Origin of the sequence: Mycobacterium riyadhense (assembly GCF_963853645.1) — a bacterium.
GTDB lineage: Bacteria > Actinomycetota > Actinomycetes > Mycobacteriales > Mycobacteriaceae > Mycobacterium > Mycobacterium riyadhense.
The window spans coordinates 5,629,052-5,650,037 of record NZ_OY970456.1; the positions used below are offsets into that span (position 1 = coordinate 5,629,052).

Sequence of the window (20,986 nt, forward strand, 5' to 3'; positions counted from 1 at the left end):
TTCAGACTCCTTCTTTGGTGATCCCGCCAAGCACGATGGCGAGGTATTGCTGACCCACCTGCTCAGCGGTGAGCGGCCCGCCGGGTTGATACCAGCGCACCGAAACCCAGGTGGTGTCACGAATGAATCGGTAGACCAGGTCAACGTCCAGATCAGGCCGGAAGTACCCCTCTTCGATACCCTGATTCAGCACGTCGACCCACATCTTTCGCTGCTGTTTGTTCAGGTCCTCAATGTAGGAAAACCGGGACTGCGACGACAGCCGCTGGGCTTCGTCCTGGTAGATGACGACCTGGGCATGCCGGTGCTCTATCGCCTCGAACGACGCCATGAACAAGCCCTTGAGCCGCTCTAACGGATTGTCCTCGCGATCCACAATTTGGCGGTAGCGGGCGAACAGCCAATCCAGAAACCCCCGCAGCAGGTCGTCGACCATCTCCTCCTTGGAGGCGAAATGGTGATAGAGGCTGCCGGACAGGATGCCGGCCCCGTCGGCAATATCGCGCACGGTGGTTGCGCGCAAACCACGCTCGGCGAACATCCGCGCGGCGAGTTCTAGCAACTCGTCTCGTCTGCTGTTAGCCTGACCGACTCGGTCCACTGGATCACAGTATCAACCAAGCGCTTGCTCGGGCAATTTGCCTGGGCAGATATCCGGCGAAAGCGCGGGTGTGCACCGCGGCCTGGTCGTAGTGTCTCTGACGTCGGACGACGGGCGGTCAGGTGGAGGTCAACATTGTGCACTTCGTGACGCTACCGCCGGAGGTCAATTCTTTGAACATGTTCGTCGGCGCGGGTTCGACGCCAATGTTGGAGGCCGCCGTGGCCTGGGAAGGGCTGGCCGATGAACTGCGGGCTGCGGCCAACTCGTTTGCGTCGGTGACCTCAAGCCTGGTGGCTCATTCGTGGCAGGGTCCGGCGGCGGTAGCGATGGCGGCGGTGGCTGCCCCATATGCTGGGTGGCTCAGCGAGGCGTCGGCCCGGGCCCAGGGCGCGGCCGGCCAGGCACGAACGGTGGCCGGCGCGTTCGAGCAAGCGTGGGCGGCGACGATCCATCCGGCGGCGGTCGCGGCCAATCGCAATGCTTTTGTGCGGCTGGTGATGTCGAATCTGTTCGGCCAGAACGCGACGGCGATCGCCGCCGCGGAGAGCCTCTACGAGGAGATGTGGGCCGCGGACGTGTCCGCGATGGCCGCGTACTACTCCGGGGCGTCAGCGGCGGCGGCGCAGTTGACCCCGTTCGCAGCGCTTTCACTGGCCTCCCCGATCGAGAACTTGGGCCTCGGAAACATTGGCGTTGGCAATCTGGGCAATGGAAACACCGGCAACCAGAATCTCGGCAATGGAAACAAGGGCGACTTCAACTTTGGCAGCGGGAACCGGGGTAACCAGAACTTCGGCGTCGGGAACAACGGGACCACAAACTTCGGCGCCGGGAACCTCGGGAGCAACAACATAGGCTTTGGTAACGGCGGCACCGGCGTTCCGCCGACGGCGGTCACCGGAAACGTCGGGATGGGGAACACCGGCAGCTATAACTTCGGCCTGGGAAATCTGGGCAACGGCAACATCGGCGGCGGGAACGCCGGTAACTCCAATATCGGCGCCGGCAACTCCGGCAACGGCAACTGGGGCTTCGGCAACTCCGGCAACAACAACATCGGCATCGGGCTCACCGGCAACAATCAGGTGGGGATCGGCGGCCTGAACTCGGGCAGCGGGAATATCGGACTTTTCAACTCGGGCAACAACAACGTCGGGTTCTTCAACTCGGGCAACGGCAACATCGGCTTGTTCAGCGCCGGGACCAATAACGTTGTGTCGGGCGCCCTCAACAGCTTCGGGATTGGCAACTCGGGGACCGGGAACCTCGGCATCGGAAACGCGGGCATGGGCAATACCGGCTTCGGCAACGCGGGTGACGTCAATACCGGTTGGGGAAACAGTGGCAGCTGGAACACCGGCGGTGGCAACGCCGGTAGCTTCAACACCGGCTGGTGGAACGGCGGCGACACCAATACGGGCAGTGGCAATTCCGGCGCCACCAACACTGGCTTCTGGAACTCGGGCAACGTCACCACCGGCATCGGGGCGACCTTCGACACCGGCGATCTCAACTCGGGCTTCGCCAATACCGGCACCGGATTGTCGGGATTTGCAAACACCGGCACCAACACGTCGGGCTTCCAAGTCACCGGCGCTACGGGTAGCTCGGGGGTGAGAAACTCCACCGACCTCAACTCCGGCTACCTCAACTACGGCACCTATATCTCGGGCTTATTTAATCTCAGTCGGCCGTCGTAAAGCTAACGAAGGGCAGGATCGTGAACTTCTCGGTGCTACCGCCAGAGATCAACTCGTTGCGGATGTTTGTCGGTGCGGGTTCAGCGCCAATGCTGGACGCCGCGGCAGCCTGGGAGGGACTGGCATCGGAATTGGGGTCCGCGGCGGCGTCGTTTTCCTCGGTGACCTCGGGTCTGACGGTGCAGTCGTGGCAAGGGGCCGCGGCGGCGGCTATGTCCACTGCGGCGGCCCCCTATGCGGCATTTTTGAGCGCGGCCTCAGCCCAAGCCCAGGGGGCAGCGGGCCAGGCTAAAGCGGTGGCCAGCGTGTTCGAAGCGGCTCGGGCCGCGATGGTGCATCCGCTGCAGGTCGCGGCCAATCGCAGTGCATTCGTGCAGCTGGTGCGCTCGAATTTGTTCGGGCTCAACGCACCCGCGATCGCGGCCGCCGAGAACCTCTACGAGGAAATGTGGGCACAGGACGTGGCCGCGATGACCGGGTATCACTCCGGGGCTTCAGCGGCGGCCGCGCAGTTAGCGCCCTGGGCGCAGGCGCTGCAGGATCTGCCGAGTTTGGGTTTCGGCAACAAGGGCAACGCTAACTTGGGCAACGGCAATACCGGTGCCGGGAATGTCGGCAACGGAAACACCGGCGACCAAAACATTGGCGCCGGAAACTTTGGCAACGCAAACTTCGGTAACGGTAACATTGGCAACGCAAACGCAGGGTCCGGAAACGTTGGCGACGGCAACATCGGATTCGGAAACGCCGCGTTCGGCGCCGGCCAAAACGTCGGTTTCGGCAACAGCGGTAACAACAACTTCGGGCTAGGAAACTTTGGCGACGGAAACCGGGGCGGCGGAAACACCGGCAACGCAAACATTGGTGCCGGAAACACCGGCAACAATAACTTTGGATTCGGCAACACCGGCAACAACAACATCGGAATCGGCCTCACCGGCAACAATCAGGTGGGAATCAAATTCTCCAGCCTGCTGAACTCCGGCAGCGGCAATATCGGTCTGTTCAACTCAGGGACCAACAACATTGGCTTCTTCAACTCGGGCAACCACAACGTGGGCCTGTTCAGCAGTGGTGACAATCTCTCGATGCCGGACAGTCTCAACAACCTTGGCATCGGAAACGCCGGCGTCGGCAACATCGGCTTCGGAAATACCGGTTCCGCTAACACCGGCTTCGGAAACTCGGGTGGGACCAACACGGGCTTCGGGAACGCCGGCAGCCAGAACACGGGCTTTGGGAACGGCGGGAGCCTGAACACCGGCTTCTGGAATTCGGGCAGTATCAATACGGGCAATGGGAATTCGGGCAGCACAAACACCGGATTCTGGAATTCGGGCAACGTGAACACGGCCTTCGGAGCCACCACCGACACCGGACAACCTAACTCCGGCTTTAACAACACCGGCACCGGAAACTCGGGATTTGGAAACACGGTCGGACAAAGCATCTCCGGCTTTTTCAACACGGCTAGCGGTGGCGTGTTGACCGGCTTTACCTCCGGTATCGGAAACACCGGCGTCGTGGGCCAAAGCCCCTTCTTGAGCGGATTTAACTCCGGTTTCTTCAACAGCGGCACCAACCTATCCGGGGTCTTCAACCTGAGGCGGTTCCAGCTTTAGCACCTGGAGTTTCCGACCTCGCAGTGTTCGGCGGCTCTACCCGGCGGCTCCATTGCGCTGCAACGAGTTAGCGCCGCCAACCGGCCCTTGAGGTTGCATACTCGGCGAATCAGGCGTGTCAAGCTAAACCGCGAAAAGCCGATATTGGCGCTGACACAACCGTAGCATTTGTGACGCAGTATTCCATTTCGCGTCGGACACCGGGTCGCCTCGGGCGGTGACCGGTGGACACGGATAGGCGGCCAGCCATGGCGAATTTTGCGGTGTTGCCCCCGGAGATCAACTCGCTGCGGATGTATCTCGGCGCGGGGTCGGCGCCAATGCTGGCCGCGGCGGCGGCTTGGGAAGGGCTGGCATCGGAGCTGGGGGCCGCGGCGTCGTCGTTTTCCTCGGTGACCTCGGGACTAACGACGCAGGCGTGGCAGGGTGCCGCGGCGGCGGCGATGGCTGCGGCGGCGACCCCGTATGCGGGATTTTTGAGCGCGGCCTCTGCCCAAGCCCAGGGAGCGGCAGGGCAGGCCCGGTTGGTGGCCGGTGTGTTCGAGGCGGCGAAAGCAGCCATCGTGCATCCGCTGGCGGTGGCCGCTAACCGCAACGCGTTTGTGCAGTTGGTCCGGTCGAATTGGTTGGGGTTGAACGCGCCGGCGATCGCGGCTGCCGAAGGCATTTATGAGGAGATGTGGGCTGCGGATGTGTCCGCGATGGCCGGCTATCACGGCGGAGCCTCAGCGGCGGCCGCGCAGTTGGCGCCCTGGGCGCAGGCGTTGCAGGATCTACCGAGCTTGGGCATCGGCAACAAGGGCACCGCCAACTTGGGCAACGGCAACGCCGGCAACCAAAACATCGGCAACGGAAATGCTGGCAACCAAAACATCGGCGGCGGAAATAGCGGCGATGGGAATTTCGGCAGCGGTAACAATGGCAATGGAAATGTCGGTGCCGGAAACGTCCACAACGGAAACTTCGGCTTTGGAAATCTGGGTAACCCCGGCACAAGCTCAGACCCGGGCCACAACGTAGGCATGGGCAACAGGGGCAACAGCAACTGGGGCTTCGGGAACAGCGGCGACGGGAACACCGGCGGTGGAAACAATGGCAACGCAAACATTGGTGGTGGGAATACCGGAAACTACAACTTCGGTTTCGGGAACACCGGCAACAACAACATCGGGATCGGGCTCACCGGCGACAATCAGCGGGGCATTAACCTCGCCGGCCTACTGAACTCCGGCAGCGGCAACATCGGTATCGGCAACTCGGGCACCAACAACATCGGCTTCTTCAACTCGGGTAGCGGCAACATCGGCATGTTCAGCACCGGCACTAATACCTTTGATCCGGGCGACCTCAACAGTTTTGGCTTCGGCAACTCCGGTTCGGCCAATATCGGCATCGGGAATACCAACGCCGGAAACACCGGTTTCGGCAATTCGGGACAGCTGAACACCGGTTTCGGCAACTCGGGCAGCCTGAACACCGGCTTCGGCAACTCGGGCATCTTCAATACCGGCTCCGAAAACTCGGGCAACACAAACACCGGCGATGGGAATTCGGGCATCACCAACACGGGCTTCTGGAATTCTGGCAACGTAAACACGGGCTTCGGGTCCACCACCAACACCGGACAAACCAATTCTGGCTTCAACAACACGGGTAGCGGAATCTCAGGCTTCGGAAACAGAGCCAGCGGCGGTGCGACGAACGGATTTATCTCGGGCTTCTTCAACACCGCCAGCGGCGGCACCATCGTAAACGGCCAAATTTCGGGCATTGGGAATACGGGCGTCCCGGGCAGCGTCTTCGGCTTTAATCTGAGCGGCTTTGACTCGGGCTTGTTCAACACGGGCAGCGTGATATCGGGCATATTCAACCTCAGTCGGCAGCTTTTGTCATAGTGCGGTCGAGGCCCGCTCGAGTTGCTGCGACGCGAAGCCACGCGGTTGGCTTCGCGGCCATCGGTCACACGGGTGGTTGGCCCGGACCGGTCGGCGACCTTCGACCCGATTTGGCTCACGGTTCGCAGCTCGGCATTGCTGGAGCCCGCTGACCTGTGAGTCTGCTTCGGGACGCGTCGAGAGTTGTGCACTAACACTAACCCCGACCTGCGGCGCGGCTGCTGGAGTCTTCCTGGCGGGCCGGTCGCTCAAGCGCACCTGGACGCGAAGAAGATAGCGAGCCGGGGCTACTGCGAACTGCGGTGGCGCGCACCATGACTGGCGCGAGTTTCCGCTCTGGCTGTCTGTATTGCTCTGTAGTCACATCTGCAACTCTGGCCTCTGTCGGAGGCTATGGTCTCGCTGCCCACCTAAGAGCGACAACGCGGTTTCTGCAGGTCAACGCCACCGCGAAACCCGCACGGCCACCACCAACGTGGGCACAACACCGCAGCTCAGGCGGTTGTCGCTAAGAGCCGGGCGCATCGGGTGTCCACCGGGGCGCAGCGACACATGTGACTGTTGTGACGGTGCGATGTGCCCGATTCATGGTGCGCACCACTGTGAGTCAAGCTTCTTTCCTCAAGCTTCGTTTTCCTTGTGGGACGCCTCGTAGGCGTGACAATGGGGTCGGGTCCGCCCGCCGACGCCGATCCGACGCTGGGCTCACGTGCTGTTGCCTCGAGAACAACGGTCAGAATGTCGGTTCCCCTGACCGAGGCCCCGGGCGGTCCACCCGATGCGAGTGGGAGGGATTCGACTGCAGGGCAAGCTAAGTGGCAACACGACGCAAGCACAAGCAGAAACCGGCGGTGGTGGCGGGGCCGGTGGAGATTGCCGACGCCGGGCACGAGTGGGTGATCGAGCGGGTCGCCGCCATCGATGTGGTCAAAGCGGCGGGCAAGGTGTGCGTTGGCGGATCTTCTACTACCCGCTGCAGGCGGCGGGCCTTGAGGTGCAGCTGGTCAATGCCCGGGATGTGACGAATGTGCCGGGCCGGCCCAAGACAAGCTCGACGCGGTCAGCTTGGCCAAGCTGACCGAAAAGGGCCTGCTGCGATCATCTTTCGTGCCACCGGCTGAGATCCGGCGGCTGCGCGACTACACCCGGCTGCGTGAAGACGTGACCCATGACCTGGGCCCCGATTTCTACACCAACCGCATCCTCACCCAACGACGACCACGCAACCACCTCGCGCACCTCGCCGCCATGGGCTACCGGGTCACCATCGAACCCCCCGCCTAGCCCCAATACACAAGTCTCGCAACAACACCCCGCTCCGCCGAGTCACTGTCGCGTGCCCACTCACCTTGAGCATTTACCGGTCAGCCAGGCCATCGGCCGCACAGTGGTTGGCCCGGACCGGTCGGCGACCTTCGACGGTGTCAACTGCCGACGTGCTGTCGACGCACGACAAGTGGCACGGGGAATGGCCCGATGCTCATCGTTGATGCATCGTGCCTATTCGAAGTCGTCGCAGACACACCGCGGTCGGACGAGATTGCGACTCGCCTCGCCACCGACGTCGAACAGGCAGCGCCCCACGTAAGCGCGCGGCTTGCGCGCACACCTGGGCCGACGTGCAGGATCGAGGTCCTTGGTACCGAACCAAGCCCGTGCGCGACCGTTACCTCGATGGCGTCAATCCTTGGCAGCGCAGAAGAAAAAAGTCGTCGAGCACTGGCAGTGCGGGACAGTCGCCGCCTTCTGGAATTCCGCAGCGCGAATAACCATCGTTTGGAAACTGTCGACTCGCCGCCATCCGGAACCGCCGGAATTCCGGCGAAAGCCGAATCTTCTCCTCGGCGTCGTCGTAGCATCTGTGACGTTGCGGGAATCCTCGAATCTAAACGGCCCGAGCATGACCGGCCGGTAGCACGAGTTGGAGGTCAACAATGGCTAATTTTTCAGTGTTGCCGCCCGAGATCAATTCCTTCCTGATGTTCACCGGTGCGGGTTCGGCGCCGATGTTGGACGCAGCGGCGGCCTGGGACGGGTTGGCCTCAGAGTTGGGGGTTGCGGCGTCGTCGTTTACGTCGGTGACCTCCGGGCTGGCCGGCGACGCGTGGCGGGGTCCCGCGTCGGCGGCGATGACGGCCGCAGCGGCCCCCTACGCCGGATTTCTCAGCGCGGCGGCCGCCCAGGCATCGGGGGCTGCCGGGCAGGCAAGGGCGGTGGCCAGCGCGTTCGAGGCAGCTCGCGCCGCGATAGTCCATCCGCTCGCGGTGGCGGCAAACCGCAATGTGTTGATGCAGCTAGTTCGGTCGAATTGGTTGGGGCTCAATGCGCCGGCGATCATGGCAGCTGAAACCCAGTACGAGCAGATGTGGGCCGCCGATGTGGCGGCGATGACGGGCTATCACGCCGGGGCGTCGGCAGCGGCGGCGCAGCTGGCGCCGCCGGCACAAAGTCTGCAGGAGGTGCTGGCGAACTTGGGCATCGGCAACAAGGGCACCACCAACGTGGGCAACGGCAACACCGGCGACACCAACGTCGGCAGCGGAAACATCGGCAACCAGAACATCGGCGGCGGAAACATCGGCAACGCCAACGTCGGCAGCGGAAACATCGGCAACTCCAACTTCGGCGCGGGCAACAGAGGCGACGGAAACGTCGGCTTCGGAAATAGCGGCGTCACCTCGCTCGACGTGGGCAATAACAACGTGGGCATCGGCAATACCGGTAGCAACAACTTCGGTCTTGGAAACACCGGCGACGGGAACAGAGGCGGCGGAAACACCGGGAACTACAACACCGGCGCCGGTAACACCGGCAACAGCAACTTCGGCTTCGGCAACACCGGCAACAACAACGTCGGCATCGGTCTCACCGGCAACAATCAAATGGGCGTCAACCTGGCCGGGCTGCTGAACTCCGGCAGCGGCAACATCGGCTTGTTCAACTCGGGGACCGACAATATCGGCTTCTTCAACTCTGGCCACGGTAACGTCGGTTTGTTCAATACCGGCAGCCAGCTCGGCCAATTACCGGCCAGCCACAACAACTTTGGCATCGGTAACTCGGGCATCGGAAACTTCGGCTTGGGGAATTCGGGCGTCATCAACACCGGGATCGGGAACGCCGACGGCGGAAACACCGGATTCGGAAACTCAGGCCGATTCAGCACGGGCTTTGGCAACGCAGGCTTGGTCAACACGGGCTTTTGGAACGCGGGCGACTTCAATACCGGAAACGGAAATTCGGGTGACGCAAACACCGGCTGGTGGAATTCGGGCAACGTGAACACCGGCCTCGGCTCCACCACTGACACCGGCCTGCCTAACTCAGGCTTCAACAACACGGGGACCGATGTCTCGGGGATTGGAAACACAGCCGATAGAACGTCGGGCTTCTTGAACACCGCCAGGGGCGGCAATGTCCAAGAGGGTATCTCGGGCTTCTCCAACTTGGCCAGTGGCGGCTCGAGCAGTAACGGCGGCATGTCGGGCTTCCTCAACACCGGCATCACCGGACCGACCGGAGGCCAACCAGCCGGCATCACCTCCGGTCTTCTCTCCGGCTTGTTCAATGTCGGCACCGGTATCGCCGGCTTCTTCAACCTCGGCCGCTTGTGATCGGTCGTCTCACGGGTGCTGGTTGGATCGCGAATTCACCCGGGCATTCGGGTGAAACCCGAATTTTCGCCCCGGGGCCGTCGTAGCATTTTCTGACGCGCGGATCGCACGGATCGCCTGGGGCGGCCTGCGCCAACGGGCAGGAGGTCAACGATGGCCAACTTTTCGGTGTTGCCCCCCGAGATCAACTCGCTGCGAATGTACCTCGGCGCCGGTTCGGCACCGATGCTGGACGCAGCGGCGGCGTGGGACGGGCTGGCCGCGGAGCTGGGCACCGCGGCCACGTCGTTCTCGTCAGTGACCTCAGGGCTGGCACACCAGGCCTGGCAGGGTACCGCGTCGGCGGCGATGACCGCCGCGGCCGGCCCGTACGCGGGATTTCTCAGCGCCGCAGCGGCTCAGGCGCAACGGGCCGCCACTCAGGCCAAAACCGTGGCCAGTGTGTTCGAGGCCGCGCGCGCCGCGATGGTGCATCCGCTGCTGGTGGCGGCCAACCGCAACGCGTTCGTGCAGTTGGTTCGCTCGAACTGGTTGGGCCTCAACGCGCCGTGGATCGCGGCGGTTGAAGGTCTGTACGAGGAGTATTGGGCGGCAGATGTGGCAGCCATGACGGGCTATCACGCCGGGGTGTCGTCGGCTGCGGCGTCGTTGCCCCTGCCGGCAAGCCTGCAGCAATTCCTCAACAGCCTGCCCAACCTGGGCATCGGCAACAAGGGCGGCAACGCCAATATCGGCAGCGGCAATACCGGCAGTGGCAACGTCGGCGACGGAAACAAGGGCAGCGACAACTTCGGCGGCGGAAACATCGGCAACCGCAACATCGGCAGCGGCAACACCGGCAGCGACAACGTCGGCGCTGGAAACACCGGCGCCGGAAACATCGGCTTTGGAAACAACGGCAGCACGGGCCGAAACATGGGTATGGGTAACACCGGCGACAACAACTCTGGTTTCGGGAACAGCGGCAACGCCAACATCGGTGGCGGAAACACCGGCAACTACAACTTCGGCGCCGGAAACACAGGCAACAACAATGTCGGCTTCGGCAACACCGGCAACAACAACATCGGGATCGGACTCACGGGCGACAATCAACGGGGAATCAACCTTGCTGGGTTGTTGAACTCGGGCAGCGGCAACATCGGCATCGGCAACTCGGGCACCAACAACATCGGCCTCTTCAACTCCGGTAGCGGCAACATCGGGATCTTCAGCACCGGCATTGCCGAGATGCCGGGCCACCTCAACAGCTTTGGCTTCGGGAACTCGGGCGTCGGCAACATCGGTTTCGGGAACTCGGGCAGTGACAACACCGGAATTGGGAACTCGGGCAACATAGAAACCGGCTTCGGGAACTCGGGCCAGTCCAACACGGGCTTTGGGAACGCGGGCATCACCAACACGGGCTTCTGGAATTCGGGCAACGTGAACACCGGCATTGGGAATTCGGGCAGCGTGAACACCGGCTTCTGGAACTCGGGCAATGTGAACACTGGCTTCGGCATCGTCACCAACAGTGGCCTGACCAACTCCGGGTTCAACAACACCGGCGTGGGAATGTCGGGCTTCTCCAACACCGCGAACGGCAGCGGGTTCACGGGGGGCAGCTCAGGATTCTTCAACACGGCCTTTGGCGGCACTGCCGTAAACGGCCAGAATTCGGGCATTGGAAACACCGGTGTCCCGGGCGCTAACTTGGGCTCCAACTTCAGCGGCCTGAACTCGGGATTGTTCAACACGGGCACCGCAGTATCGGGCTTGTTCAACCTCAGGCGGCTGTTGTCGTAGCGCGCGACAACTCGGTCACGCGTGCTGGTTTGATACCGAAATCACTTCTCCAGTAAGGTAACTCGAGTAATCGCTCGCCAAAAACGCGATGGTGGCCGCGACCTCCCAGGGCTCGGCGGCGCGCCCGAACGCCTCACGTGCCGACAGCTGATCCAGCAGCTCAGCCGACGTCGTCTTGTCCAGGAACTTGTGCCGGGCGATGCTAGGTGAGACGGCGTTGATGCGAACTCCGTATTCGGCGGCTTCTATTGCGCTGCAGCGCGTTAACGCCATCACCCCGGCCTTGGCGGCCGCATAGTGCGCCTGCGAGTGCTGGGCTCGCCAGCCCAGGACACTGGCGTTGTTGACGATCACCCCGCCGTGTGGCGCGTCGCGGAAGTAGCGCAGCGCCGCCCGAGTGGCCCGGAACACCGACGTCAGCGTCACGTCCAGAACGCGGTCCCATTCATCGTCGGTCATGTCGGCCACCGGCGTCTGCCCGCCGAGCCCGGCGTTGTTGACCAGCACGTCGAGGCGGCCCATGCGCGCGGTGGTCGAATCAATCAACGCGTCAACCTGGACACTGGACGTCACGTCGCACAGCACACCTTCCACCCGGCCCAGTCCCATTGCAGACAGCTCGTTGGCCGTCTCCCCCAGGCGCCGCTCGTGGTGGTCGGAGATCATTACGTCGGCGCCCTCGAGCAGAGCACGCCGTGCAGTGGCCGAACCGATGCCGGTACCCGCGGCCGCGGTCACCACCACGACTTTGCCGTGTAGAAGCCCGTGTCCGGCAACCTCTTTGGGTGGTACCGAAAGCGTCACCCCTTCACCTCCCGAGGTAAGCCGAGCACCCGCTCGGCGATGATGTTGCGCTGGATCTCGTTGGATCCGCCATAGATGGTGTCGGCGCGGGTGAACAGGTACAGCCGCTGCCATTCGTCGAACTCGCCGTCGGTCAGTGTGAGCCCGGGCTTGCCGATCACGTCCATGGCCAGCTCGCCCAGATCGCGATGCCAGTTGGCCCACAACAGTTTTGACACGTTGTCCTGGCCGTCGACAGCTGGCCCTTCCAGGGTGGCCAGCGCATACGAACGCATCGCCCGCAGCCCGGTCCACGCCCGGGTCAGCCGCTCTCGGAGGATCGGGTCGTCGGCGGCGCCGGTGCGCCGCGCGAGCTCGGCCAGATTGGAAAGCTCACGGGCATAGACGATTTGCTGACCCAGCGTCGACACGCCGCGCTCGAAGGTCAGCGTTCCCATCGCGACGCGCCAGCCGTCGCCCGGCTGGCCAACGACCAGATCGGCGTCGGTGCGGGCATCGTCGAAGAACACCTCGTTGAACTCCGCGGTGCCGGTGATCTGCACGATCGGCCGGATCTGCACACCGGGCTGGTCCAGCGGCACCAGCAGATACGACAGACCGGCATGCCGCTTGGAGCCCTTCTCGGTACGCGCGACCACAAAGCACCACTGCGACAGGTGCGCCAACGATGTCCACACCTTCTGGCCGTTGATCACCCATTGGTCACCGTCGAGCTCGGCAGTGGTCGAGACGTTGGCCAGGTCGCTGCCGGCGCCGGGTTCCGAATATCCCTGACACCACAACTCGGTGACATCGCGGATGCGCGGCAGAAAGCGCCGCTGCTGCTCGGGCGTTCCGAACGCGATCAGCGTCGGCCCCAGCAACTCTTCTCCGAAGTGGTTGACCTTGTCCGGCGCGTCGGCGCGGGCGTACTCCTCATAGAAGGCCACCCGATGCGCGGTCGAAAGCCCACGGCCGCCATGCTCCACCGGCCAGCCCAGGCACGTCAGCCCCGCTGCGGCCAGGTGCTGGTTCCATGCCCGGCGTTCTTCGAACGCCTCGTGCTCGCGTCCTGGCCCGCCAAGACCCTTGAGTGCTGCGAATTCGCCGACCAGGTTGTCGGCGAGCCAGCCGCGGACCTCGGCCCGGAACTCCTCGACATCCTGCATGCCCTGTAGGCTAACCTACCAAGCACTTGCTTTGTTAGGAGCGTCCGTGACGAGCGATCCCCGCACCGTGCCTGCGGCCCTAGATCGTCTCGTGCGGCAACTCCCCGACCATGCCGCACTGATCACCGAGGACCGCAGCTTCACCTGGGCCGAGCTGCGTGACGAGGTTTACCGGGCGGCGGCCGCACTCATCGCCCTGGGCGTTCAGCCTGGAGACCGGGTGGCCATCTGGTCCCCGAATACCTGGCACTGGGTGGTTGCGTGCCTGGCCATCCACCACTCCGGCGCCGCGATGGTGCCACTGAACACTCGCTACACCGCGGCAGAGGCCGCCGATGTCCTGGCTCGCACCGAGGCTCCGGTGCTGTTCGCTATGGGTAGGTTCCTGGGCACCGACCGGGTAGCCGGGTTGGACCACGCGGCGCTGCCCGCGCTGCGCCACATCGTCCGGGTGCCCGTCGCTGCCGACGATCCTGTCCGGGGCACCTGGGACGAGTTCATCGCGACCGGCGCCAACACCGACACCGTGCGTGCCCGTGCCGCCGCCGTCTCCCCCGACGATGTCAGCGACATCCTGTTCACCTCCGGAACCACCGGCCGCAGCAAAGGCGTGCTGTGCGCGCACCGACAATCGCTGTCGGCGTCGGCATCGTGGGCCGCCAACGGCAAGATCACCAGCGACGACCGTTACCTGTGCATCAACCCGTTCTTCCACAACTTCGGCTACAAGGCCGGCATCCTGGCCTGTCTGCAGACGGGCGCGACGCTGATCCCACACCTCACGTTCGATCCGTTGCGCGCGCTGCACGCCATCGAGCAACACCGCATCACCGTGCTGCCCGGGCCGCCCACCATCTACCAGACCCTGCTCGACCACCCGGCCCGCGGCGACTACGACCTGAGTTCGCTCCGGTTCGCGGTGACGGGGGCCGCAACGGTGCCGGTGGTATTGGTGGAACGCATGCAGTCCGAGCTCGACATCGACATCGTGCTCACTGCCTACGGTCTGACCGAGGCCAACGGTATGGGAACCATGTGCCGTCCCGAGGACGACCCGGTGACGGTCGCGACGACTTGCGGGCGCCCATTCGCCGACTTCGAGTTGCGCATCGGTTCCGACACCGGCGAAGTGCTGCTGCGCGGGCCCAACGTGATGCTCGGCTACCTCGACGACCCGCAGGCGACGGCCGCGGCCATCGACGCGGACGGGTGGCTGCACACTGGCGACATCGGCGCGATCGACGAGGCCGGCAATCTGCGGATCACCGACCGCCTGAAGGACATGTACATCTGTGGCGGTTTCAACGTTTACCCCGCCGAGGTAGAGCAGGTGCTGGCCCGGATGAAGGGCATTGCCGACGCCGCGGTGATTGGCGTTCCCGACGAGCGGCTGGGCGAAGTGGGTCGCGCGTTCGTGGTTACCCAGCCCGGTGCTCAGCTCGACGAAGACTCCGTGATCGCTTACGCCCGCGAACATTTGGCGAACTTCAAGGCACCACGATCGGTGCGGTTCGTCGACGCATTGCCACGGAACGCCGGAGGCAAGGTGGTCAAACCCCAACTGCGAGAGTTGGCCTGAATTGGATCTGAATTTCGACGAAGAGACACTGGGCTTCCAGGCCGAGGTGCGCGAGTTCCTCGTCGCCAACAAAGACGCCATCCCGACGAAGTCTTACGACAACGCCGAAGGCTTTGCGCAGCACCGGCATTGGGACCGCGTGCTGTTCGACGCGGGCCTGTCGGTGATCACCTGGCCGAAGAAATACGGCGGCCGTGACGCACCGCTGCTGCACTGGGTGGTGTACGAGGAGGAGTACTTCCGCGCCGGAGCGCCCGGTAGGGCCAGCGCCAATGGCACCTCGATGCTGGCACCGACGCTGTTTGCGCATGGCACCGAAGAACAGTTAGACCGGATCCTGCCGAAAATGGCTAGCGGCGCACAGATCTGGGCGCAGGCCTGGTCGGAACCCGAGTCCGGTAGTGATCTGGCATCGCTACGGTCCACAGCCACCAAGACCGACGGTGGCTGGCTGCTGAACGGCCAGAAGATCTGGAGCTCGCGAGCGCCGTTCGCCGACATGGGATTCGGGCTATTCCGGTCCGACCCGGCGAGCGAACGACATCATGGCCTCACCTACTTCATGTTCGACCTGAAGGCACAGGGAATCACCGTGCGCCCGATCGTCCAGTTGGGCGGTGACACCGGTTTCGGCGAGATCTTCCTGGACGACGTCTTCGTGCCCGACGAGGACGTCATCGGCACCGCAGGCGACGGTTGGCGCGCCGCGATGAGCACATCGAGCAATGAGCGCGGCATGTCGCTGCGTAGCCCGGCCCGCTTCCTTGCCGCCGCGGAGCGACTGGTGCGGTTGTGGAAAGACAGTGGCTCACCGCCGCAGTTCGCCGACCGGGTCGCCGACGGATGGATCAAGGCGCAGGCCTACCGGTTGCAAACGTTCGGAACGGTGACCAGGCTTGCCACCGGCGGCGAGCTGGGCGCGGAATCGTCGGTGACCAAGGTGTTCTGGTCCGACCTCGACGTGGAGTTGCACCAGACCGCGCTCGACATTCGGGGCGCCGACGGGGAACTCGCCGGGCCGTGGACCGAAGGTCTGCTGTTCGCCCTGGGCGGCCCAATCTATGCCGGTACCAACGAAATCCAGCGCAATATCATCTCTGAACGGCTGCTGGGTATGCCCCGGGAGAAGCGATAATGGACTTTGCACTCGACGACCAGCAACGCGACTTTGCGGCCAGTATCGACGCGGCGCTAAGCGCCGCAGACTTACCTGGAGCGGTTCGCGCGTGGGCCGCAGGCGATGTCGCGCCCGGGCGGAAGGTGTGGGAGCAGTTAGCCAATCTCGGCGTGACGGCGCTGGCGGTGCCCGAGAAGTTCGACGGCCTCGACGCTCACCCCGTCGACCTGGTGGTCGCACTGGAACGCCTCGGATACTGGTGCGTGCCCGGCCCGGTCACCGAATCCATCGCTGTCGCACCGGTTTTGCTCGCCGACGATACCCGCAACGCCGGCCTGGCCTGTGGGGAGCTGATCGCCACCGTCGCGCTGCCGCCGCGGGTGCCTTACGCGGTGGATGCCGACACCGCCGGCCTGGTGCTGGTGGGCGGCGACGGCGGCGTCAGCGAAGCCGCGATCGGTGACCCCCATGAATCCGTCGACCCCAGCCGCCGCCTGTATGAGGTGACGGCCACCGGGACACCATGGCAGGCAGACATCAACCGCGCCTACGCGTTCGGCGCATTGGCCACCGGGGCCCAACTGGTGGGCGCCGCCCAGGCGCTGCTGAATGCAGCCGTCGACTATGCCAAGCAGCGGACGCAGTTCGGCCGGGTGATCGGCTCGTATCAGGCGATCAAGCACAAGCTCGCCGACGTCCACATCGCGATCGAGTTGGCACGGCCGCTCGTTTACGGAGCGGCGATTTCGATCGAACCCCGCGACATCAGCGCCGCCAAAGTGGCTGCCGGTGAGGCGGCCCTGCTGGCGGCGCGGTCGTCGTTGCAGACCCACGGTGCAATTGGATTCACACAGGAACATGACCTGTCCCTGTTGCTGCTACGGGTGCAGGCATTGCGGTCGGCGTGGGGTACGCCGGAAGTACATCGCCGCCGGGTGTTGGAGGCGCTATGACCCGCGCCCGCACCGGCGACGATGCAGAGCAAAAGAGCGATGTGGGGGCACCTCCCGCTTGCGGGGGAGAGGAGCGGCGCTCATGACGGACGAGCGGGAAATGCTGCGGGAGACCGTAGCCGCTTTGGTCACCAAACACGCCAACCCGGAAGCGGTACGCGCGGCGATGGAATCTGACCGCGGCTACGACGAGTCACTATGGCGGCTGTTATGCGAACAGGTCGGCGCGGCGGCGCTGGTGATACCCGAGGAGTTGGACGGAGCCGGCGGCGAATTGGCGGATGCCGCAACGGTTTTGCGGGAGCTAGGCCGCGCGTTGGTGCCCTCTCCCCTGCTGGGCACGACGTTGGCAGAGCTGGCGCTGCTGGCCGCCCAGGATCCGGACGCCCAGACTCTGGAAGCACTGGCTTCCGGTAGGTCGGTCGGTGCACTGGTACTCGATCCCGATTACGTAGTCAACGGCGACGTAGCCGACGTCGTCATCGCCGCCTCGGACGGTGAGCTGCGCAGATGGACCCGATTCAGCGCGCAGCCCGTCGTCACCATGGACCCCACCCGCAGGCTGGCCCGGGTTCGGCCCGAGGAAACCGAAGCCATAGGCCCCGACCCCGGCCTCGCGGACGCCGCAGCAATCCTGCTGGCGGCCGAGCAGATCGGCGCTGCCGAACGCTGCCTGGAATTGACCGTCGAATACACCAAGAGCCGAGTGCAATTCGGGCGCCCCATCGGCAGCTTTCAAGCGCTCAAGCATCGGATGGCCGATCTGTATGTGATGGTCGCCGCGGCCCGCGCGGTCGTCGACGACGCGTGCGGCGAACCCACACCTACCAACGCCGCCACCGCGCGGCTTGCCGCCAGCGAAGCGCTGAGCAAGGTGGCAGCCGAGGGCATCCAACTGCACGGTGGCATCGCGATCACCTGGGAACACGACATGCATCTGTATTTCAAACGCGCACATGGCAGCGCCCAGCTGCTCGACTCGCCACGAAAACTGTTGCAGCGGCTCGAATCAGAGGTGCTCCCGACACCGTGAACAATCACGTTGCACTGCGCGCCGGCATCCCACCGTTCTATGTGATGGATGTCTGGTTGGCGGCCGCGGAGCGCCAGCGCACCCACGGCGACCTGGTGAACCTGTCGGCGGGCCAGCCCAGCGTGGGTGCCCCCGAGCCGGTGCGCGCGGCGGCTGCCGCCGCATTGCACCTCAACCAACTGGGTTACACCGTGGCACTGGGCATTCCAGAGCTGCGCGCCGCGATCGCCGCGGATTACCAACGTCAGCACGGCATCTCCGTCGACCTCGATGCGGTGGTTGTCACTACGGGCTCTTCGGGCGGCTTCTTGCTGGCCTTTCTGGCGTGCTTCGATGTGGGCGATCGGGTGGCGATGGCCAGTCCCGGTTACCCGTGCTACCGGAACATCCTGTCCGCGTTGGGATGTGAAGTCGTAGAGATTCAATGCGGACCAGAAACCCGCTTCCAGCCCACCGTACGGATGCTCGCTGAACTCGACCCACCGGTCCAGGGCGTGATCGTCGCCAGCCCGGCCAACCCCACCGGAACGGTGATACCGCCTGAGGAATTGGCCGCGATCGCGTCCTGGTGCGATGCGTCCGGGGTTCGGCTGATCAGCGATGAGGTTTACCACGGCCTGGTTTACGATGGGGCGCCGCGTACCAGCTGCGCGTGGCAGACATCACGAAACGCTGTGGTGGTCAACAGCTTTTCCAAGTACTACGCAATGACTGGCTGGCGACTGGGCTGGCTAGTGCTACCGACCGAGCTGCGCCGCGCTGTGGATCGGCTGACCGGCAATTTCACCATCTGCCCACCGGTCCTGTCGCAAATCGCCGCGGTGGCGGCATTCACCCCGGAAGCCGTCGCCGAAGCCGACGGCAATTTGGCGCATTACGCCATCAACCGATCGCTGTTGCTCGACGGGCTGCGCAGCATCGGCATCGAACGGCTGGCCCCCACCGACGGCGCGTTTTACGTCTACGCCGACGTGTCGGACTTCACGACCGACTCGTTGGTGTTCTGCTCAAAGTTGCTGGCCGACACCGGCGTTGCTATCGCACCGGGCATCGACTTCGACACCGTACGGGGCAACTCGTTTATCCGGATGTCGTTCGCCGGGCCCACCAGCGACATCGAAGAATGTTTACGCCGAATCGGCGGCTGGTTGCCAGCACAGTAGCCGGTCGATACGGGCCTCGAGCAGGCTGCGCTCGCCGACGTCTGCCATGTTGATCCCGAACCGCTCGCTCAGCGTGTCGACGACCGCGGCAGCGTTCTCAAAGGTGATTTTCTCGGTCCCGTCGGCGCGGTGGATCGCCAGGTTGCCGCCAGACAGGTTGTACCGCGCGTCCGGTGTGACCGTCGACGCCATCAAGCCCGTCACGAAGTGGGATGACGGATGGGTTGACACATACCAACTGGCGACCGTCAGGTCGATCGGTGGCCGGCCCTGCATCGTGAATTCGTACAGCGTCTGCCACTGCGCACGGACCATGGCCTGCAGGATCAGCCCGTCGTTGCGGTCCTCGAGTCGGAACGGTTCGTGCGTGGTCTGCTGGGCGCTGCCGGTCTCGAAGCGCAGCGGCGAGGTCGGCGTCTGCCCCCCGAAGCCGACGTCAACGAGATAGGAACCTTGCGATCCCGGGAAGGTGACGGCCAGGGCCGTGTGTGACTGAGGTGGCGGCGGTGCGTCCGGCGCGCGCATCCACACCACCCGAGCTGCAAGTCGGCGCACCCGATAGCCGATTTCGGCGAGTACGTAGCCCATCAGCCCGTTGTGCTCGAAGCAGTAGCCGCCCCGGCCCCGATGCACCAGCTTGTCGGTGAGCGCCTCCGGACTCAGGTCGTCGACCGGCACGCCCATAAATGGGTCGAGATTCTCGAATGGAATCGCTCGAGTGTGAGCCGCGACGAGATCCTGCAACACCTCAAGGGTCGGCTCAGTAGGGCCACCGTAGTTGATGCGGTCGAAGTATCCGGTCAGATCCAGTGCCATAGAGCCATTCTGGCCTGATCGCCGAGTCAAAGGGCGGCCGGGCCAGAGGTTGATCAGCCTGGCAATCCAAGATGCGATGCATCCGCGGAGGATGATTGCGCGGTCGGGCAGGGCCCACATCGAGGCGCCTGGTGGGCATCTCGGTCAGGCATCCCGTATGACGCTATTGCGGTATCACGGAACGCGGCAGCCGAGGCCGGCAGATATCTATTCGCCATCCAACCGATTGCGATCGGTCTGACCAGCTCTTCGTCGTCGACGGGGATCTCGACGACTTCTGGGACTGGTGTCGGTGCCCGCGGCATGATGCCGACTCCCAGGCACGATCCAATGAGGCCTCGCAGCGTTGCCATGTCGGTTCCTTCGAAGGCGATCGTGGGCGTGATGTCATGGCGCGAGCAGGCATCGTCGAAGATCCTGCGCAAGACGTAGCCCTGGTCGAGGGCCACGAAGGGTTGGTCGGCGAGCTCGTCAAAACTGATCAGCTTGCGGTCGGCGAGTGGGTGGTGTCGGTTGACGACCGCGACGAGTGGTTGGGTGAACAGGCAGTGCCACTTCACACCCGGCAACTCGTCAAATGCCATCGGATAGCCGAGGCAAATGTCGACGACACCGGTGCACAGATCACGCACCAGCGCGCGGCCGGGATTCGAACGCAGCTCAAAGCGTGCTGCGGGATATCGATCATGATGCCTGCGGATCAGCCTGGGCACCATTGTCACACCCAGCGAAGTGAGGAAACCAAGCGCCACGGTTCCAGCATCGACGCCCGCAAGCTGGCGGACGTCGGCGACCGCGGTTTCGAGGCTTCGCTGAACCGCAAGACTCGACCGCAGAAAAGCCTTCCCGAAACGGTTGAGCACCTTTGCCCTACCACGCCAGGTGAATAATTCAACCCCAATCTCGGACTCGAGCATGGTGATGGCTCGGCTGACCGATGACTGAGAGACCGCCAACTGTTCAGCGGCATCACGCAGCGTGCCGGTCTCGGCGACGGCCTGGAAGTAGTGCAGCTGATAGAGCTCCACCTAAGACACAACCTTTAGCTGGACTGATTTCGGCGATAGGCGGCGCGGCCGATGAGCACGCCGTCGTGGGTTAGCTCGGCGGTCGAAGCGCAGCCGAAAATCAACGGTCGGGGGACCGCTTC

At 63.9% G+C, this 20,986-nt stretch carries 17 protein-coding genes; 12 read left to right on the plus strand and 5 right to left on the minus strand.

Translation table 11 applies throughout. The annotated features are described in order from the left end of the window. Window position 1 precedes the first annotated feature (1 nt). Entirely contained in the window at window positions 2–601 is a 600-nt protein-coding gene (kstR2, locus tag AADZ78_RS24735; RefSeq protein WP_085251149.1) for a TetR family transcriptional regulator KstR2, read from the minus strand. A 134-nt stretch (window positions 602–735) separates the two neighbouring features. On the opposite strand from kstR2, the gene AADZ78_RS24740 reads away from it, so the two are divergent. The 7 genes from AADZ78_RS24740 (at window position 736) to AADZ78_RS24770 (ending at window position 11,223) form a co-directional block, all read left to right on the plus strand. Next, window positions 736–2,304 (plus strand): PPE family protein, encoded by a 1,569-nt coding sequence (locus tag AADZ78_RS24740; protein ID WP_085251204.1) that lies wholly within the window; start codon window positions 736–738, stop codon window positions 2,302–2,304. A 17-nt stretch (window positions 2,305–2,321) separates the two neighbouring features. Next, the gene (locus AADZ78_RS24745; protein WP_085251150.1) at window positions 2,322–3,926 is read left to right on the plus strand and encodes a PPE family protein; all 1,605 of its coding nucleotides are present in this window, start codon (window positions 2,322–2,324) and stop codon (window positions 3,924–3,926) included. Between the two features lie 248 nt (window positions 3,927–4,174). Next, the gene (locus AADZ78_RS24750; protein WP_085251151.1) at window positions 4,175–5,821 is read left to right on the plus strand and encodes a PPE family protein; all 1,647 of its coding nucleotides are present in this window, start codon (window positions 4,175–4,177) and stop codon (window positions 5,819–5,821) included. Between the two features lie 815 nt (window positions 5,822–6,636). After that, on the plus strand, window positions 6,637–6,843 hold the full coding sequence (locus AADZ78_RS24755) for a hypothetical protein (RefSeq protein ID WP_239655024.1): 207 nt from the start codon (window positions 6,637–6,639) through the stop codon (window positions 6,841–6,843). A gap of 43 nt (window positions 6,844–6,886) precedes the next feature. Further along, window positions 6,887–7,105 (plus strand): hypothetical protein, encoded by a 219-nt coding sequence (locus AADZ78_RS24760; RefSeq protein WP_239655023.1) that lies wholly within the window; start codon window positions 6,887–6,889, stop codon window positions 7,103–7,105. A 650-nt stretch (window positions 7,106–7,755) separates the two neighbouring features. After that, window positions 7,756–9,435 carry a PPE family protein gene (locus AADZ78_RS24765; protein WP_085251152.1) on the plus strand — a complete coding sequence of 560 codons (1,680 nt, stop codon included), beginning with the start codon at window positions 7,756–7,758 and terminating at the stop codon, window positions 9,433–9,435. 153 nt (window positions 9,436–9,588) lie between these two features. After that, on the plus strand, window positions 9,589–11,223 hold the full coding sequence (locus AADZ78_RS24770) for a PPE family protein (RefSeq protein ID WP_085251153.1): 1,635 nt from the start codon (window positions 9,589–9,591) through the stop codon (window positions 11,221–11,223). A 15-nt stretch (window positions 11,224–11,238) separates the two neighbouring features. Here the strand turns inward: AADZ78_RS24770 and ipdF are convergent, their stop codons facing one another. Together ipdF and ipdE1 are read right to left on the minus strand one after the other, a co-directional pair. Beyond that, window positions 11,239–12,027 carry a (5R,7aS)-5-hydroxy-7a-methyl-1-oxo-2,3,5,6,7,7a-hexahydro-1H-indene-carboxyl-CoA reductase gene (gene ipdF / locus AADZ78_RS24775; protein ID WP_085251154.1) on the minus strand — a complete coding sequence of 263 codons (789 nt, stop codon included), beginning with the start codon at window positions 12,025–12,027 and terminating at the stop codon, window positions 11,239–11,241. Then, the gene (gene ipdE1 / locus AADZ78_RS24780; RefSeq protein ID WP_085251155.1) at window positions 12,024–13,175 is read right to left on the minus strand and encodes an acyl-CoA dehydrogenase IpdE1; all 1,152 of its coding nucleotides are present in this window, start codon (window positions 13,173–13,175) and stop codon (window positions 12,024–12,026) included. The genes ipdF and ipdE1 overlap by 4 nt, the downstream gene beginning before the upstream one ends. A gap of 46 nt (window positions 13,176–13,221) precedes the next feature. Here ipdE1 and fadD3 point away from each other — a divergent pair, with 46 nt between their 5' ends. From fadD3 to AADZ78_RS24805, 5 genes are all read left to right on the plus strand, one after another. Next, window positions 13,222–14,754 (plus strand): 3-((3aS,4S,7aS)-7a-methyl-1,5-dioxo-octahydro-1H-inden-4-yl)propanoate--CoA ligase FadD3, encoded by a 1,533-nt coding sequence (fadD3, locus tag AADZ78_RS24785; protein ID WP_085251156.1) that lies wholly within the window; start codon window positions 13,222–13,224, stop codon window positions 14,752–14,754. Window position 14,755: 1 nt separating this feature from the next. Further along, a complete protein-coding gene (locus tag AADZ78_RS24790) occupies window positions 14,756–15,889 on the plus strand; it encodes an acyl-CoA dehydrogenase family protein (protein ID WP_085251157.1) in 1,134 nt (377 codons plus the stop codon). Then, the gene (locus tag AADZ78_RS24795; protein WP_085251158.1) at window positions 15,889–16,824 is read left to right on the plus strand and encodes an acyl-CoA dehydrogenase family protein; all 936 of its coding nucleotides are present in this window, start codon (window positions 15,889–15,891) and stop codon (window positions 16,822–16,824) included. The genes AADZ78_RS24790 and AADZ78_RS24795 overlap by 1 nt, the downstream gene beginning before the upstream one ends. A gap of 82 nt (window positions 16,825–16,906) precedes the next feature. Further along, entirely contained in the window at window positions 16,907–17,857 is a 951-nt protein-coding gene (locus AADZ78_RS24800; protein WP_085251159.1) for an acyl-CoA dehydrogenase IpdE2, read from the plus strand. Next, window positions 17,854–19,020: a pyridoxal phosphate-dependent aminotransferase gene (locus AADZ78_RS24805; RefSeq protein ID WP_085251160.1), complete on the plus strand. Its 1,167-nt coding sequence runs from the start codon at window positions 17,854–17,856 to the stop codon at window positions 19,018–19,020. The genes AADZ78_RS24800 and AADZ78_RS24805 overlap by 4 nt, the downstream gene beginning before the upstream one ends. Here the strand turns inward: AADZ78_RS24805 and AADZ78_RS24810 are convergent. Further along, on the minus strand, window positions 18,985–19,836 hold the full coding sequence (locus AADZ78_RS24810) for an arylamine N-acetyltransferase family protein (RefSeq protein WP_085251161.1): 852 nt from the start codon (window positions 19,834–19,836) through the stop codon (window positions 18,985–18,987). The genes AADZ78_RS24805 and AADZ78_RS24810 overlap by 36 nt on opposite strands. A gap of 53 nt (window positions 19,837–19,889) precedes the next feature. Beyond that, a complete protein-coding gene (locus tag AADZ78_RS24815) occupies window positions 19,890–20,864 on the minus strand; it encodes a LysR family transcriptional regulator (RefSeq protein ID WP_085251162.1) in 975 nt (324 codons plus the stop codon). Between the last annotated feature and the right edge of the window lie 122 nt (window positions 20,865–20,986).